This is a genomic window from Helcococcus ovis (genome assembly GCF_004524775.2).
Taxonomy (GTDB): domain Bacteria; phylum Bacillota; class Clostridia; order Tissierellales; family Peptoniphilaceae; genus Helcococcus; species Helcococcus ovis.
The window spans coordinates 1,670,624-1,688,120 of record NZ_CP119081.1 but is presented as its reverse complement, the minus strand read 5'-3'; the positions used below and the strand labels follow the sequence as shown (position 1 = coordinate 1,688,120).

Below are 17,497 nucleotides of genomic sequence, written 5' to 3'. Positions count from 1 at the left end.
TGTAATACAAAGGAAGGTGTGTTATGGGAATATCTTTAAGATTAAATGCTGAAGAGATGCAAGTAGTTAAAGAATATGCGGCATCTTATAATTAATTATTGATATAATATATTATACAGTTATATAAAAAAAGAAAGGAGCCATCATGCAAGATGGAAATCTCATAAAAAAATATCTGAAATTTGTTTCACTTTCAATAGGAGGAATAATTTTTTATTCTATTTATTCAGTAGTTGATGGAATTTTTGTAGGGCGAGGTATAGGAGTAGAGGCTTTGTCAGCTGTAAATGTGACCATGCCATTTATTACATTTTTATTCTCACTATCTATGCTTTTTTCTGTTGGAAGCTTAAATATTGTTTCGTTTAGTTTAGGAAAAAACGATAAAAAAAGAGCAAACCAATATTTCACTCAAACTATTTTGATAGCTGGTATTGTGGGTTTGATTATAGCCTTAATCTCATTTTTTAATATTGATTTAATCGCAGATTTTTTAGGGAAAAATGATGATATAAAGAAGTATGTAATTGATTATGCTAAAATAATTGCGATATTTTCTCCCTTTATCATTCTTACTTATGTATTTGAATTGCTTGTGAAGGCTGAAGGTAAGCCAACAATAGGATTTATATTAATGTTAATTTCAGCATGTATAAATATAGTTTTGGATTATTTATTTGTATTTTATTATAACTTTGGAATACAAGGAGCTGCTTGGGCAACAGGCATTTCACAGTTTACACCTTCTATAATTTATGCAGTTTATTTTTCGTCAAAAAAATCAAGATTGAATTTTGTAAAAGTAAAGTTTAATTATAATATTTTAATAAATATCATAAAATATGGTATCCCGGCATTTTTAGCAGAATTGTCAACCGGATTTATAATTTTTATATTTAATAATAAACTTGCTACAATTCAAGGAATTAAGGGTCTTGCAATATTTTCTATAATAATGTATATTTTGAATTTATTTACAAATATTATGTTATCGGTAAATCAAGGCACGCAACCATTGATATCCTATTATATTGGTAAAAAGGATATAAAAAGTGTAAAATTACTAAAAAAAATGATGTATCTGATAGTTTTTTCAATAACAATTTTAGTATTTTCGATAATTCAAATTTGGACTGATGAAATAATCAACATATTTTTAGATGAAACAAAGCTAAGATTTTTAAATGAAGCAATTACGGATATAAGAATTTACTCATTCGCACTCCTAATATTAGGATTTAACATAGTTACAGGTGGATATTTGACTTCATTAAGAATGCCAAGAAAAGAGTTTATTATAAGCATCTTAAGAGGATATGTCTTAGTTGCTTTGAGTGTAAACATCATTCCATCAATATTTGGAATTAACTCAATTTGGTACGCCATGATAGTTTCAGAGTTCATTACATTAGTTGTATCAATAGTTTTTTTATTAAATATAAAAAGGGGAAAATTGGAAGACTAGATCCAATTCTATAGGAAATTGTATAAAATTGGAAATTAACTTCCGATTATTATGAAGATAAATCATGTAAATTGTTAAAATATTTGTAATACATGATTATTTTTAACCTTTTTTACCTGTAATATAAAAAAATTGCTATAATACATGATTTTCAAAAGAATTTACCTGTAATATTAAGAAATTATTATTTTATGATAAATACACCACCTGCGTAATATATTCAAAACCAAGATTTTCATATAGTTTTTTTGCACCGATATTTGTGTCATCGACTGCTATTTGAAAATCTTTATTATTTTTAGAAATTAATTCATTTACAATATTTTTTACAAAATAGCTTCCAATTCCTTGACCTCTATATTCTTTAGAAATAGCTAATCCATATAAATAATTTGAGTTTGAGCTTATATCAACTGTACAGGAACCCAAAATAATGTCTTTTTTCTTAATTACATATAAAATGCTATTTTTATCATTCATAGATTCTTTTGCATAAGCTAAGCTTCTATTTAATGGTGAATCAAATGCTTCCGCATTTATTTTTGCGATTTTGTCTATATCATTTTCGTTTGCTATAGAGATTGATAATTCTGATATTTTATCTATTTCATAAGGAATAGATCCTTTATGTAACCATGATTCAGTATCATTGGTTTCCTTTATATTCCAATGCTTTAATAAATCTTGGTTTTTATCTAAAAACTTTCTTTCGCTGATAAATTCTATTGAAGAAATACCATAATCTTTAGTTTTTTCTAAGAATAAATTGTATAAAGCCTTTGCGATTCCATTCATTCTAAATTTAGGGTGAATGTTAATGCTAACTTCAATATTATAAGAGTCGGCATAAACCGTCAATATTCCTACTAAAATATTTTCATTATATGCCATGAAAAATGCTGGCATAGATTTATCGAAATTTAACATATTTGAAAGATAGGGTTCCTTGAAGGTTCCATCATGATTTTGGCAGATTTTTATAAGTTCTTTTGCTTGATTTAATTCATTTTCCGTAAGTTTGTTAGTATAAATTGTATTCATAAATTCTCCTTATATAATGTATTTAGGTTGTTAAAGGTAACCTATAACCCTTTTTCGACTGAATATTATCCAGTTTTACTGTATAATATTGTTATTAGATAGAGTGTACTCGTTTTCTCCTTGGGATTTAATCTCGTACTTGAAAGAGTGAGTCCTCTAATCTTTTAACTGTTTACGAATAAGTTAGATGTTGACCCTTCTAGGGTACTTCGAATATTCCATAAGGCAGTAACGTTATTAGATTTTGAGGTGTCTATCTAAAATATATTTTTTGTGAGGTATTTTATGTTTTATTTAGGTATTGATATTGGTAAAAATACTCATGTAGCTTCTTTAATTGATGATAAGAAAAAAGTTATTTTTAAGGCTTTTTCTTTTTCAAATTCCATTGATGGTGCTGAAAGTTTAATCTGTAAATTAGAAAATTTCAAAAATGAACTTGAAATTGGCATGGAGGCTACCGGTCATTATTGGTTATCTATATACTCATATCTTTGTGAAAAAAACTTCACTGTTCGTGTTATCAATCCAATCCAAACCGATGGTTGGAGACAAAGTATAGAAATCAGAAAGAGAAAAACTGATATTATTGATTCTCTTTTAATAGCCGATCTTCTTCGCTATGGAGATTTTGTTGAAACTTCTCTTTCTAACGAGGACTATTTGTCTTTGAGAAATCTTTCTAGATTCAGGTCTTATCTTGTATCCTCAATTGGTGATCTTAAAAGAAAAATTATTGCTCTTTTAGACCAAGTTTTCCCTGAATATGCTTCTTCTTTTAGTAATATTTTTGGAAAGACTTCTAAAGAAATACTTTCAAATTTCTCTACTCCTTCAGACTTTGAAGATATCAATTCTGAAGATTTACAATCTTTTTTAGACAGTGTTTCTAAAAAGAAGTACGCTTCTAGAAAACTTGAAGAACTTTCTAAGAAAGCTTCTAAATCTTTTGGCGTTAATTTCTGCATGGATTCTTTCAGCTTACAAATCAAAATGCTTATCGAGCAAATTTCTTTTATTCAAAATCAAGTTTTAGATGTCGAAAAAGAAATTGAGATTTTACTTAAAAAACTTAATTCTCCAATTACTACCATTCCAGGTATTGGTGCTGTTAATGCAGCTACAATATTAGGCGAGATTGGAGATATTAAAAGATTTTCTAACCCTTCAAAACTTGTTGCTTACGCAGGTCTTGATGCAAGTATTTCTCAGTCCGGAGAATTTGAATCCACTTCTAATCATATGACTAAAAGAGGTTCTCCATACCTTAGACGTGCTTTGTTTCAATCTGCTCTTAGAGCTGAATTTTATGACCCGGTTTTTTCTAATTATTATCAAAAGAAAATTAGTGAAGGCAAGCATCATTTAGTTGCAACAAACGCTGTTGCTAGAAAACTTTGTCATACTATTTTTGCCGTTTTAACAAAAAATGAACCTTATCAAATTCAAAGATAGTTTTTGCTTAACTCTCAATTAATTTTTGAAAAAGGTACTGTAAATGACGAGCAATGCTTATGCGTAGCCTTTATCATTTACAGGTTCTTTTGAAAAATTTACAATCTAAAAAGCAAAAACGATTTAATTCTAACCTTTGCTTAATCTAGTTTTTCCTAAATTCAGTTTAGGTCTTTTTGTCATGCCTTTTTTTAGAATCTTTTTATTTTTCTATCTAATTTTTATTCATTACAATATCTAATATTTTTTACATTATACCTCTTGACTTTTAATAGTTAGTCTTTAGTTGTATATGCAAATTATACTATATATAGTATAATTAGTGTTTAAAAGAGACGTAACCCTTTCTTAGGAAACAAGCTTCAAGGAGGTGAACTACGACCTCTATCCATACCAATATTATACCAAAATGAGTATGGGATAGAAAAGAAAATGTAGTTTTTTTACTACAACATTATTATACGAGGAGGTGTTTAATGGAAAATATTAAAATAATTAAGAAAAAATTGATTGATAAAGGTTGGTCTTATGATGAAAAATATGAAATTACATCAGAAGATTATACAAAATATTTATTGCGAGTTTCCTCTATTGAAAATCTTGAAGATAAGATGGAAGAATTTAATTGTATGAAAAAGATAGAGGAATTAGGAATAAATATGTGCAAACCTATTGAAATAAGTAAAGATGAAAATTTTGTTTACACAATTATTTCTTGGATTGACGGTGTTGATGCTGAAGAAAAAATGGCGAAATTATCAAATGAAAAACAGTATGATTATGGAGTTGAAGCGGGTAAAATGCTACAAAAAATTCATTCAATACCTGTTGAAGAAAAGTTTGATTGGGAAGAATATTTTAGCAAGAAGATGGATAGAAAGATAAAGAGTTATTTGGAGTGTCCCGAAAAATATGAAAATGGGGATAGATTCATTCAATATATAAATGAAAACAGAAAATTGCTAAAAAATAGGCCAATTTCAATACATCACGGAGATTTTCACATTGGAAATATGATGATAGGAAAAGATGATAAGCTTTATATAATTGACTTTGAAAAATTTGATAAAGGCGATCCTTGGGAAGAATTTAACCGTATTGTGTGGTCAATAAAAGATTTTGAACATTTTTCACGAGGAATGATAGATGGTTACTTTAATAATGAAATCCCGGAAGAATTTTGGAAACTCATGAAGCTATACATTTCATCAAATGAATTAGGATCATTGCCATGGGCGATAAATTATGGGAAAAATCAGATTTATGTTATGAAAAATAAAGCTAAATATGTTTTAGAATGGCTTGATAAGATATAGGATTAAGCATGGGGCTGTTGCAAAATAATTTTTTTAGTTATTCGCAACAGCTACTTAAATTTATATTTTCAATTCATATTTATATTTTCTTATTAATTCCTTTTTCTATTTTGTCTAAAAGAATGAATTTAAAGCAAGATAAACTAAAGTTATTAATGAAATAGTAACAAAATGAACATTTTTATACATTACTAAAAATGCAATGATTTCTCTAATAAATGCGTTAATTGTGAAATAAAGTTTTGTTTTTGCACCATATCCAATGCATTTAATTTTTTCTTGTTTAGCTATTATCAAGGCTCTAAACAAGTGATAGTAATTTGTTACAACTGCAATTTTTGGATTTTCCTTCATTAATTCTTTTGAAAAAATTAGATTTTCTCTAGTTGTAGTAGATTTATCTTCAACTATAATATCTTTTTCGGAAATTCCCAGATTTAAAGCGTATTGCTTCATTGCTTCACCTTCAGCAATATTTTCATCATCTCCTTGCCCACCTGACATTATAATTTTTGAATTAGGATTTTTTTTGAATATTTTTATCCCTTTATTTATTCTACTTGCCAGAAGAGGAGGGACTTTATCATTGATTAATCCAGATCCTAAAATTATTATGTAATCTAAATTTTTTCTTTTTACATTAGCAAAATTTAAAAATCCGGATATAGTATATGAAATAGCAATTAGTGAAATATATGAAAAATATATATTTGATAATATTATTAAATGTTTAAACAAAGTAGGAATGTTAAATCTGTATATTAAAATATTACCAATAGTTGAGCCTAACAAAATGTATAATCCAAGACTTAAAGAAAGCATATTGTTTATAGAAAAACCTTCTTTTTTTAATATTTTTATTCCATTATAAATTAAAGTTATTACTAAAAACACAGGTATTAAAAATACAAATAATGAAAATAAAGCTATTATACCGAATATTAATATTCTTATCGGCGAATTAGAAAGTAGATCATATTTTTCCAAACCTAGCAATATTGTGATTATTGAAGATATCATGAAAAATGAAAATAATATTCCGGAAATTATATTTCTTCTTTCCTTAAATATTATAATTACTAAAATTAAAAATATAAATATTGTAATTACTAATGAAAAGTCCATAAATTTCTCCTTTAAATTTAATTCTGTACATAATTAAATGTTTATAATGTACAAATATACACCTAAATATTGGATACCCAATTATTTAGTTTTGTGAACGTATATTAATATTTAATTTATTTTTCAACTCCTAATGATTTTTAAGTTTTTAAAAATTATTTTCTATTATCTTATTGTAAGAATGAACGTATAATAACACCATAAAGAAAATATTTCAGGAGGAAATATGATACAAAATGAATTATTGATAAGTTCTGTGTTTATTGCCGGGTTTTTATCATTTTTTGCACCATGTACATTCCCTCTTATTCCTGTATATGTAGGGTTTATGACGGATAAGGAAGGCGAATATAAGAAGATAAAAATAGGTAAGTTTGAGATAAATAAAGGTGCAATTATCAAGACAATGGCTTTCGTATTAGGTCTTTCAACCAGCTTTGTGATTTTAGGATTTGGAGCAGGAATAATTGGAAAGGTGTTAAACAACAGATGGGTATTAACAGTTGCGGGATTTTTAGTATTTTTACTTGGAATTCATCAAATGGATTTAATTCACTTTGAAAGAATGAATAAAATAAAGGGGATTAGATTTAAGAATAATAAGAAAAAAGCACTTGGAACATATTTAATGGGAATATCGTTTAGTTTGGGATGGACACCATGTGTTGGACCGATTTTAGCTGCAGTATTGGTAACATCTGCAAGTAGTGGACAGCAATTTTATGGAGCATTTTTAATGTTGATTTATTCAATAGGTTTGATGATTCCATTTTTAATAATGGCGATTGCGTCAAGTGCATTGATGAATAAATTCAAATTTTTTGAAAAACATTTAATTACAATTAAGAGAATTGGAGGATTTTTAGTAGCATTAATGGGAATAGTACTAATGAGCAACCAATTACAAAATTTAACAGCATTTTTTAACAACTTATTTAACTAAATAAAAGAAAGAGGAATATATATGAAAAAAAGAATATTATCGGGATTAATGGCATTATCACTAGTTTTAACAGCTTGCTCAACAGGAGCAAAAGCAAAAAAAGATATAATGGATAATAAAAAAGAGCATAAAAAAATGGAAGACAAAATGGATCATATGAAATCAGATAAAAAGGACAATATGAAATTAGACCAAATGAGTGACTCTACAAAAGTGAAGAAAATTAATCAAGGAGAACTTGCCACAGATTTTAATTTACCTGATATTAATGGAAAAATGTACAAATTAAGCGATCAAAAAGGTAAGAAAGTATATGTTAAGTTTTGGGCTTCATGGTGTCCAATTTGTTTAGCGGGATTATCAGAATTGGATGAAATGTCTAAAAATGCAAAAGATTATGAAATAGTAACAGTAGTTTCGCCGGGACATATTGGTGAAAAAAATAAAGAGGATTTTATAAAGTGGTTTAAGGGATTAAATTATAAAAACATTAAGGTTTTACTGGATGAGTCCGGAAACTTTATCAAAAATTATGGCATTAGATCAACACCTACAAACATAATAGTTGGATCTGACGGTGTTTTAATTAAAGTTGTACCCGGACAATTAAATAAAGAAGCGTTAAATAAAATTTTTTCAGAGGTAAAATAATGAAAAGAGGGTAAGTATGAAGAAAATATTTTTGTCAATTATTTTTTTTATAACTTTTATAATTACAGCCTGTACTAATAAAGTGATTAATTCAAATAATGATATGAAAAACAAAGATGATATAAGTAAAAAAATAGATGATATTATAAAAGAAGAGCAAAAAAAATCTATTAATGAAAATCCTAATGATGGGATTTTTTATTCAAAATCAAAACTAAAAACAATATATTTAGCAGGTGGATGTTTTTGGGGATTAGAAGCATATATGGAAAAAATTTATGGAGTAGCAGATGCTGTAAGTGGATATGCAAATGGAAAAACTCAAAATCCAACATATGAAGATATTTCATATAAAAATACAGGGCATGCTGAAACTGTAAAAGTCGACTATGATCCGGAAAGAATTTCATTAGAAAAAATATTAGATTATTATCTACGAGTTGTGGATCCGACAAGTTTGAATAAACAAGGAAATGACAAAGGCATACAGTACAGATCAGGAATTTATTTTACAGATGAAAGTGAAAGAAAAATAATTGAGGAAAAATTGAAAAAAGAACAAGAAAAATATAAAGACAAAATAGTTGTAGAAGTTGGAAAATTAGAAAATTTCTATAAAGCTGAGGAATATCATCAAGATTATTTAAAGAAAAATCCAAATGGTTACTGCCATATTGATATTTCAAAGGCAAATGAAGTGATTATAGATCAATTAAAATATCCAAAGCCTTCAGATGATGAGTTGAAAAAGAAATTAACGGATATTCAATATAAAGTTACACAAAAAAGTGATACTGAGCATGCATTCTCAAACGAATATTGGAATAATAAAGATAAGGGGATTTATGTTGATGTTGCAACAGGTGAACCATTATTTAGCTCAACAGATAAATTTGATTCAGGTTGTGGATGGCCATCATTCTCAAAACCAATAGCAAAAGAAGTGGTTACTTACCATAAAGATTTAAGTTATAATATGGAGAGAACAGAAGTAAGAAGTAGGTCAGGAAATTCACATTTGGGACATGTATTCAATGATGGACCAAAGGAATTGGGTGGATTGAGATTTTGTATAAATAGTGCGTCAATAAAATTTATTCCATTACAAGACATGGAAAAAGAAGGATATGGATATTTAACACATATTATAAAGTAGGTGAAAATGTATAAATTATTAATTGCAGATGATGAGTCAATCATTAGAAAAGGTATAAAAAAACTCGTTAATTATGAGAATCTAAACATTACTGATGTATTAGAAGCTGAAGATGGAAAGCAAGCAATAGAGTTAGCTAATACTCAAAATCCTGATATTATTTTAATGGATATTAATATGCCTGAAATAGATGGTTTAACAGCTGCAAAATTAATAAAAGAAAATAATTCAAATGTATATATAGTAATAATTACAGGATATGATTATTTTGAATATACGCAGACAGCTATAAGAGCTAAAGTTGATGACTATATATTAAAGCCTGTCTCAAAGAAGGATATTGAGTATATTTTGAAAAGTGCTATAGATAAAATTGATTATTTTAGGAGAAAAAAATCTATTAAAAATATAACTCAAAATGAAACTATAGAAATAGATGAGGAAAATAATTTGATTAAGGAATATTTAGAAAAAAATATGTTTAGCATAGATTTATCATTAAGTAAAATGGCGGAAGATATAGGATATAACAGCAATTATTTAAGTGTGCTGGTAAAACAAATATATGGACTTACTTTTCAAGATTATATAAATAAAAAAAGAATGGAAAAAGCTAAGATTTTGTTGCTTTCGACTGATATGAAAAATTATGAAATAGCTGAAAATATAGGGATTGAAGATGTAAATTATTTTGTAACAAAATTTAAGAAATATTACAATATAACACCAAAACAATTCAAGCAAGGTTTAAGGGATGAATAAATTATTAAAAAAATTTAGCACAAAAATAAGTATATATTTTTTCATCATTTCTATAGTATTGGTAATAATTTTATCATATAGAAATTACAAGCATTCTGTAAATATATTGAAAGATAATAAATTACAACAAACGGAGCAACAACTTAAAAATGCTAGTATATACATTTCTTCATATCTTGAAAAAATAAAGGGAATATCAAGTTTATTAGCAATGACTCCGGAAATTGAAAATATAAATGCCTTAAATGAAAATACAATAAAAAAAATAATTGAATTAACTCAACAAAATGATCCGTTAATTAAAAGAATTTCAGTTATATCAAATGATGGAAAAATATTATCAACTTCCCCTATAGATTTTGAAATTTCTAATAATATGGAAAGTTTAGAATGGTATAGAAACTTAAAAAAATCAAATAATATGGCTATGGTTACAACAGAAAATCATAAAGGATTTTCTATGAATAAAACAGAAAGAGTCATTTCAATTAGTCACGAAATTACTAATAAAAATAAGAAAATAGAGGGATTTGTTGTGATTGATTTATCATATAAATTTATTGAAGATTATGTTTCCTCGATAAATTTTGGAGAAAATGGTTATGCTTTCATAACTACATCAGAAGAAAAATTACTTTTTGATTCTAAACAAATGAACACAAATTCACTTATTGAAAATGAAAAATACTTAAAAATAATAAAAGATAGGATGAAAACTGTTGAAAAGGGGTTTATCGCCTCAAAAATTTACATTCCAAATACAGATTGGATACTTGTGGGAGTTTCTTCAACAGAGCAAATAGACCAACTTCAAAATAAATTAATTGTAAATACTGTAACTTGGTCAGTTATAATTTTAATTTCAACGATTGCATTATCAGTATTAATTTCTAAGTGGATAAGTAAACCATTGACAAATCTGGTAGAGGAGATGAAAAAAGTTGACGAAAGTTTTTCCAAGATAAAAATTGAATACTCAGATTCGATAGAAATTCATACTTTAAAAACAGAATATAATTTACTATTGGATAGAATTAAAACTCTTACTAAAAATATAGAAGAGAAGGAAAATTCAAAGAGGATATTTGAGTTAAAAGCCTTACAAAGTCAAATAAATCCTCATTTTATCTATAACACATTAGATACAATACTTTGGTTGATAGAGTTTGGAGAAAATGAAAAAGCGATTGAGGTTACCAAGTCATTAGGAATGATTTTAAGGAGCACGTTGAGTATTAATCAAGACTTTATATCATTGTCAAATGAATTAGAACACGTGAAAAACTATATGGACATTCAAAAAGTTCGATATGATGATAAGTTTGAATATGTTTTTGAAATAGATAAAAACACTCTTGAAATATTAGTTCCGAAATTAATTCTTCAACCAATTGTAGAAAACGCAATTTATCATGGCATTAAACCTAAAAAATCAAAATCATTCATCAAAATTTCCTCCTATATAGATGATGAAGATTTAATAATTAAGGTAGAAAACAATGGTGTTGATTTAGAATTTGACAATCAAAATAGAATAAAAACAAAGCTGGGGGGCATCGGAATGAGCAATGTTGAACAAAGAATAAAAATTCTTTGCGGAAATCAGTATGGAATAAGAATGTACAGACAAGAAGATGCAACAGTAGTTGAATATAGATTAAGTATATAGTAGAAAGCTGTAAATACATGATAATGTGTTTGCAGCTTTTAATTTATTTAATTATAAGTGATAAAAATTATGCAAAATCGTAAAAATTTGCATTACAGGTAAAAAAAGAGGGGTAATCATGTAAATTAAAGATATTTTTGTAGTACAGGTAAAAAGGTTCATGTAAAATTGTAAAATCTTTAATATACAGGTAAATTTATAGATAAAAAATTTATTTTGTATAAATTTTTACCTGTAAATATGAAGTATTTTATATTTGCATGAAAAAAAAAGAAAATTTTCACCTGTAAAGTATAATTTTTCTAAATTTACATGAATGAACTATATAGGTATAGAATATACTGAATTAAATTTTTATGAAAAAGATTACAATTTTTCTTTTATTACTTTTTTTTAATATAGATAAATTCTCTGAAAATTTAACAAACCTCTAATCTTTCAACTTTCTGCATTTTTAGAGGCTAAAACCGTTTTCATAAAACTCTTTGAAAAAATAATAATTTCTCATATAATAAATTTAAGAAATAAAATGGAGGAAGAAATGAAAACGGAAACAAAAAATTTTTTCAGAAAAATGATAGCTATAGTTTTAGCCTTTATTATTTCACTTTCCGGAGTGAACATTCAAGGGTTTAAGACTAAGACTGTTAAAGCTCAAGAGCAATATATTGACTTTGCATTTACAAAATCTGGAGATAAAGAAGATTTTGGTGCAAAGGCTAAAGTAAATTCTGATAAAACTGTTGATTTTGTATTTGACTTCTCGCATTGGGGAGAAGGATTTAAGGAAAAAGCAAAATTAAGAGGAATTAATGGTGATTGGGGTAATGGTAAGGATTTAGTTGCAAATAAAGAGCAAAAATCTTATTCGATTAAGTTATCTTTTGATGAAGTTAAGAGTTTACAAAAAGATGGATTTAAGGTATATTTGCCGGAATTTGGAAATGAAGGTTGGAGACCAAAAGGAAATAATGCAAAAATTCCACAAGAATTATTAGCAAAAATATCTGAGATTCAAAATGAAAAAATAGAAAAAAAAGAAAATATTGATATATCTAAAAATGTTGGAAAAAATAGAAATGATAAAACCACAAAAGTAATATTCCATTTTGATAATTATAATAAAGGAAATTGGAGCCTTTGGGTATGGGCTAATGGAGCAGATGGAAAACAATATTCATTTGATAAAACTGATGATTTCGGTCAAACTGCTACTATTGATTTAGGTGTAAAAACAGATAAAGTTGGATATATTGTAAAAGAGCAAAATAGTTGGACTAAAAATATTGATGAAGACAGATTTGTTGATATAAAAGATGAAACTACACATGTCTGGGTAAGAGATGAAGATCCAAAAACTTATTTAGAAAAACCTCAAAAAATTTCAGAAGAAAAGCCGGTAATTCAATTATTTACAATTGATAAATATAAAGAATTAAATTTAAGGTTAAGCAAATATGTAAACGTTGAGGATGCTAAACAACATTATGAATTAAAACTTGGTGAAGAAGATATCAAATCTAAAGTTGAAAAAATTGAAGCTATTAACGAAAAAAATGGAAAAACTAGAAAAATCAAAATTACTTTGAAAGAAGATATCAATTTAGATGATATTATTTCAAATAAAGGAAAAGATGTTTCAATTATATTGAAAGTAAAGGATGTTGATAAACAAACTGATGAAGTATTAAATGCAAAAGCAACTATCGGAAGAATTGTTTCAGAAAAACAATTTGATGATAAGTATGCAACTGATGAAGAGTTAGGTGCAATATATTCTAAAGGCGAAACAGAATTTAAGTTATGGGCTCCTACAGCCAGAAAAGTTGAACTTGTAACATATAACAAGGGTTCTTTAGAAAAAAACTATGAAATGAATAGAAGTGAAAAAGGAGTATATAGCTATAAACTTTCAGGGGATAATCTAGGTAAAGAATATATGTATAGAGTTTACCTATCAGATGCTGAAGGGGTTGAAGTAGTTGATCCATATGCAAAATCTGTAACGGTAAATGGCGAAAGGGGTGTAGTTGTAAATCCTACACCAAGTAAAGTTGCAAGACCTGTAAATGAAGCAAACATGAAAAATCCAATTATTTATGAATTACATGTAAGAGATTTTTCAATTGCTGAAAATTCGGGAATGACAAATAAAGGAAAATTCTTAGCATTAGCTGAAAAAGGAACTAAAGCAGATAATGGACAAATAACAGGATTAGATTACTTGAAATCATTAGGAGTTACACATATTCAACTATTGCCAATTTATGATTTCAGTAGTCGTTCTGTAGATGAAAATAATATTAAAGCAAAATATAATTGGGGATATGATCCACAAAATTATAATGCGGTTGAAGGTTCATATTCAACAAATCCAAAAGATCCATTTAATAGAATTAATGAATTACAAAAAACTGTGGATATACTTCATGAAAATGGACTTGGAGTAATCATGGATGTTGTTTATAATCACGTATTTGACACACAACAACAGTCATTTAATAAGATTGTTCCGGGGTACTATTTTAGAATGAAAGAAGACGGTACATTCCACTCAGGTACAGGGGTAGGAAATGAAACGGCATCTGAAAGAAGGATGATGCGTAAGTTCATGATTGATTCTACAAAACACTGGGTTAAAACATTTAAACTTGATGGATTGAGATTTGACCTTATGGGAACTCATGATTATGATACTATGAATGAAATTTATAATTCACTTAAAGAAATAAATCCAAATATATTCATACTTGGAGAAGGTTGGAATATGAATATGGGCATTCCTGAAGATCTAAGGGCTACTCAAAAAAATGCAAATAAGATGCCTAATTTAGCATTCTTCAACGACGATATGAGAAATGCAATAAAAGGTGGAAATGATGATAATTCTACAGGATTTATTTCAGGAGCTTCGGACAAAGAAGAAATAATAATCAATAATATCAAAGGTGGACAAAATTTAGATAAGCCTTATCAATCAGCAAGACAGGTTGTTCAATATGCAGCAGCACATGATAATTTAACTTTATGGGATAAATTAGAGAAATCTAGACCTGATGATAGTGTTGAAACAAGAATTAAAAGACAAAATCTTGCAAATGCAATTACAATGTTTTCATTTGGTACACCATTTGTACATGCCGGACAGGAATTCGGTCGTACGAAGGGAGGAAACCACAATTCATATAATTCTCCGGATTCAGTAAATCAATTTGATTGGAATAGGGTAAAAGATTTTTCGAATATTACAGATTATTTTAGAGAATTGGTAAAAATCAGAAAAAGTAATGAAATATTTAATGAAAAAGATTTTGAAAAAATAAATTCATTATTTGAGTTGAAATATAAAAATAATGGAGAAGTAGGATATAAACTTGAACTTGGAGAAAATGATATATATATCGGACACAATGTATCTGACAAGGTTGTTCCGTTTAATGTTGAAAAAGGAAGATATAAAGTGCTTGTAATGGATAATCAAGCAAATGCTGAAGGTTTGAAAGAAATAGATTTGGTTGATAAAATTGATTTATCTCCACTTTCAACAATTGTATTGCAAAAAATTCCTGCTAAGGATAAACCAATTAATGTGGGAACAATCATTAAATCGAATAATCAACAAAATTCTATACAAAATGAAAATCCGGAAACAGGAGATTTTGGAGTTACAACTTCTGCTATCATGATAGTAATATCAATGGGAATTATTTTTGTTATTAGAAAGAAAAAGTTAATATAATAAATGTAAATAAGGGAGCTAATTAGTTCCCTTATTTACATATTTAAGGATAAGATTTAATATAATATATATAGTAAATAATAAGGAGGACGATATGGCATGTACAACAATTTTAGTAGGTAAGAATGCATCTTATGATGGTTCTACATTAGTAGCAAGAAATGAAGATTCGGGTGCAGGTTCATATGAAAATAAAAATTTCATAGTAGTAACTCCCGAAGATCAACCAAGAAAATATAAATCGGTAATTTCAAAAGTTGAGATTGAATTACCGGATAATCCAATGAGATACACAGCGATGCCAGATGCTATTCCAAAGAAAGGTATTTGGGGGGCTTATGGTGTAAATGAGAAAAATATCTCAATGACTGCAACAGAAACAATTACTTCAAATGAGAGAGTACTTGGGGCGGATCCTATGGTTGAATATATTCCACAGATTGGCAAAAAGGGTGATGCCAATTATCAAGAAGAAATATTTGGTGGAATAGGTGAAGAGGACATTGTAACACTTGTGCTTCCATACATTCATACTGCAAGAGATGGAGTTAAGAGATTAGGACAGATTTTAAAAACTTACGGAACTTATGAAAAAAATGCCATCGCATTTCAAGATGAAAATGAAATTTGGTGGTTGGAAACAATTGGTGGACATCATTGGATTGCTAAAAAAGTTCCAGATGATAGCTATGTAGTAATGCCGAATCAATTGGGGATTGACTCATTTGACTTGGACGATGCCTTTGGGAAACAGGACGAATACATGTGCTCTGAAGATCTTAGAGAATTTATATCTGAAAATCATTTGGATTTATCATTTGATGGAAAATTAAATCCGAGAGATGCCTTTGGTTCGCATTCTGATATGGATCATACATACAACACACCTAGGGCGTGGATAATTCAAAGATTTTTCAATAAATCATCATTTAAATGGGATGGGGAAAATGCAGATTTTAAGCCGGAATCAAACAATATCCCATGGGCACAAAAACCGGACAGAAAGATTACAATTGAAGATATTAAATATGTGCTATCACACCATTTTCAAGAAACTCCATTTGACCCTTATGGAAAATCAGATGATAAAGCACTTAAAGGAAAATATAGACCAATAGGAATCAATAGAAACAATGTTATGGGATTAGTTCAAATTAGACCATATATGCCAAAAGCATTCCAAGTAATTGAATGGATGTCGCTAGGTTCGAACGTATTTAACGCAGTTGTTCCATTTTATGCAAACATAACAAAAACTCCAACATACCTTTCAAACGGAACAGATAAAGTTTCAACAGATAATTTTTATTGGGCAAATAGATTAATTGCAGCACTATGTGACAATAACTTTAGTGACACAGCCGCATACATTGAAAATTACCAATTAGATATTCAATCTAAAGGTCATGAAATGATAATAAAATATGATAAAATGGCTAAAGCCTTAAGTTCAGAAGAAGAAATTCAAAACTTACTAGAAACAGCAAATCAAGAAATGGCAGATTACTTGAAATCCAAGACAGATGTATTATTGAGCAATGTTTTGTATGTTGCAAGTAACAATATGAAAAATGCATTTTCTAGATCAGATGCATAAGGTGATTGGAGTGTCTGGGGAAATTTTAGAAAATTTAGTGATGGTCCCAGCAAAGTAGAGGATGGGCAAAAAGTGGGGGCTAAAATTTGTAAAAATTAATTCAGTATGTCCCAGCAAAGTAGAGGATGGGCAAAAAGCGGGGGTTAAAATTTGTAAAAATGAAGCAAAAATGGCCCCAACAAAAGAAGAAAATGAGAAAAAGTTGGGTCTACTATGAAAAAATGTAGATAAAAATGGCTCCAAGAAAATAGGGGAAAGCAAAAATATAGGGATAATTAAGAAAACAGAGAGACAAGTATAATAAGAGTTATGAAATGAAAAAAGTAATTTACAGATTAGAGAGTTATTATACAAGTCAAGCGATGATGTTGAAAAACCTGTTATAAAATATATATTGGAAAATATAAGAGAAATTACTGAAATGGATATTCATACTTTGGCGAAAAAAGGATATTGTAGCCCGGTGACCATAGTTAGAATATCAAAGAAAATAGGATTTAATGGATTTAAGGAATTAAAGATTGCTTTATTAAATGATATTAATTTTAATGATTAACTTGTTAGAAGTAATTTATCAA

The 17,497-nt window shown here is 27.8% G+C and carries 14 protein-coding genes; 12 read left to right on the top strand and 2 right to left on the bottom strand.

Translation table 11 applies throughout. The annotated features are described in order from the left end of the window. The first annotated feature begins 145 nt into the window (after positions 1-145). Complete coding sequence (locus EQF90_RS07920; RefSeq protein ID WP_134710892.1) at positions 146-1,465, top strand: MATE family efflux transporter; 1,320 nt, start codon at positions 146-148, stop codon at positions 1,463-1,465. Between the two features lie 189 nt (positions 1,466-1,654). Here the strand turns inward: EQF90_RS07920 and EQF90_RS07915 are convergent, their stop codons facing one another. Then, complete coding sequence (locus EQF90_RS07915) at positions 1,655-2,506, bottom strand: GNAT family N-acetyltransferase (protein WP_134710893.1); 852 nt, start codon at positions 2,504-2,506, stop codon at positions 1,655-1,657. Between the two features lie 285 nt (positions 2,507-2,791). Here EQF90_RS07915 and EQF90_RS07910 point away from each other — a divergent pair, with 285 nt between their 5' ends. Together EQF90_RS07910 and EQF90_RS07905 are read left to right on the top strand one after the other, a co-directional pair. Further along, positions 2,792-3,961 (top strand): IS110 family RNA-guided transposase, encoded by a 1,170-nt coding sequence (locus tag EQF90_RS07910; RefSeq protein ID WP_134710894.1) that lies wholly within the window; start codon positions 2,792-2,794, stop codon positions 3,959-3,961. 476 nt (positions 3,962-4,437) lie between these two features. After that, positions 4,438-5,277 carry an aminoglycoside phosphotransferase family protein gene (locus EQF90_RS07905; protein ID WP_134710895.1) on the top strand — a complete coding sequence of 280 codons (840 nt, stop codon included), beginning with the start codon at positions 4,438-4,440 and terminating at the stop codon, positions 5,275-5,277. A gap of 114 nt (positions 5,278-5,391) precedes the next feature. Here the strand turns inward: EQF90_RS07905 and EQF90_RS07900 are convergent, their stop codons facing one another. After that, the gene (locus tag EQF90_RS07900; protein ID WP_134710896.1) at positions 5,392-6,402 is read right to left on the bottom strand and encodes a YdcF family protein; all 1,011 of its coding nucleotides are present in this window, start codon (positions 6,400-6,402) and stop codon (positions 5,392-5,394) included. Positions 6,403-6,628: 226 nt separating this feature from the next. Between EQF90_RS07900 and EQF90_RS07895 the strand changes: the two genes are divergently transcribed. The 9 genes from EQF90_RS07895 to EQF90_RS07855 all read left to right on the top strand — a co-directional run bounded on the left by EQF90_RS07895 (position 6,629) and on the right by EQF90_RS07855 (position 17,475). Beyond that, positions 6,629-7,345: a cytochrome c biogenesis CcdA family protein gene (locus EQF90_RS07895; protein WP_134710897.1), complete on the top strand. Its 717-nt coding sequence runs from the start codon at positions 6,629-6,631 to the stop codon at positions 7,343-7,345. A 21-nt stretch (positions 7,346-7,366) separates the two neighbouring features. Continuing rightward, complete coding sequence (locus tag EQF90_RS07890) at positions 7,367-7,996, top strand: redoxin family protein (protein WP_167604025.1); 630 nt, start codon at positions 7,367-7,369, stop codon at positions 7,994-7,996. Between the two features lie 16 nt (positions 7,997-8,012). Beyond that, on the top strand, positions 8,013-9,152 hold the full coding sequence (gene msrAB / locus EQF90_RS07885) for a bifunctional peptide-methionine (S)-S-oxide reductase MsrA/peptide-methionine (R)-S-oxide reductase MsrB (RefSeq protein WP_134710898.1): 1,140 nt from the start codon (positions 8,013-8,015) through the stop codon (positions 9,150-9,152). A gap of 6 nt (positions 9,153-9,158) precedes the next feature. Beyond that, positions 9,159-9,914: a response regulator transcription factor gene (locus EQF90_RS07880; RefSeq protein WP_134710899.1), complete on the top strand. Its 756-nt coding sequence runs from the start codon at positions 9,159-9,161 to the stop codon at positions 9,912-9,914. Next, positions 9,907-11,583 (top strand): sensor histidine kinase, encoded by a 1,677-nt coding sequence (locus tag EQF90_RS07875; RefSeq protein WP_134710900.1) that lies wholly within the window; start codon positions 9,907-9,909, stop codon positions 11,581-11,583. The genes EQF90_RS07880 and EQF90_RS07875 overlap by 8 nt, the downstream gene beginning before the upstream one ends. 541 nt (positions 11,584-12,124) lie before the next feature. Beyond that, positions 12,125-15,322, top strand: a complete 3,198-nt coding sequence (pulA, locus tag EQF90_RS07870; protein WP_167604027.1) for a type I pullulanase — start codon at positions 12,125-12,127, stop codon at positions 15,320-15,322. 94 nt (positions 15,323-15,416) lie between these two features. Continuing rightward, complete coding sequence (locus EQF90_RS07865) at positions 15,417-16,919, top strand: C69 family dipeptidase (RefSeq protein WP_134710902.1); 1,503 nt, start codon at positions 15,417-15,419, stop codon at positions 16,917-16,919. 61 nt (positions 16,920-16,980) lie between these two features. Continuing rightward, positions 16,981-17,136 (top strand): hypothetical protein, encoded by a 156-nt coding sequence (locus tag EQF90_RS07860; protein ID WP_167604029.1) that lies wholly within the window; start codon positions 16,981-16,983, stop codon positions 17,134-17,136. 117 nt (positions 17,137-17,253) lie between these two features. After that, positions 17,254-17,475 carry a MurR/RpiR family transcriptional regulator gene (locus EQF90_RS07855; protein WP_134710903.1) on the top strand — a complete coding sequence of 74 codons (222 nt, stop codon included), beginning with the start codon at positions 17,254-17,256 and terminating at the stop codon, positions 17,473-17,475. Positions 17,476-17,497: the final 22 nt, after the last annotated feature.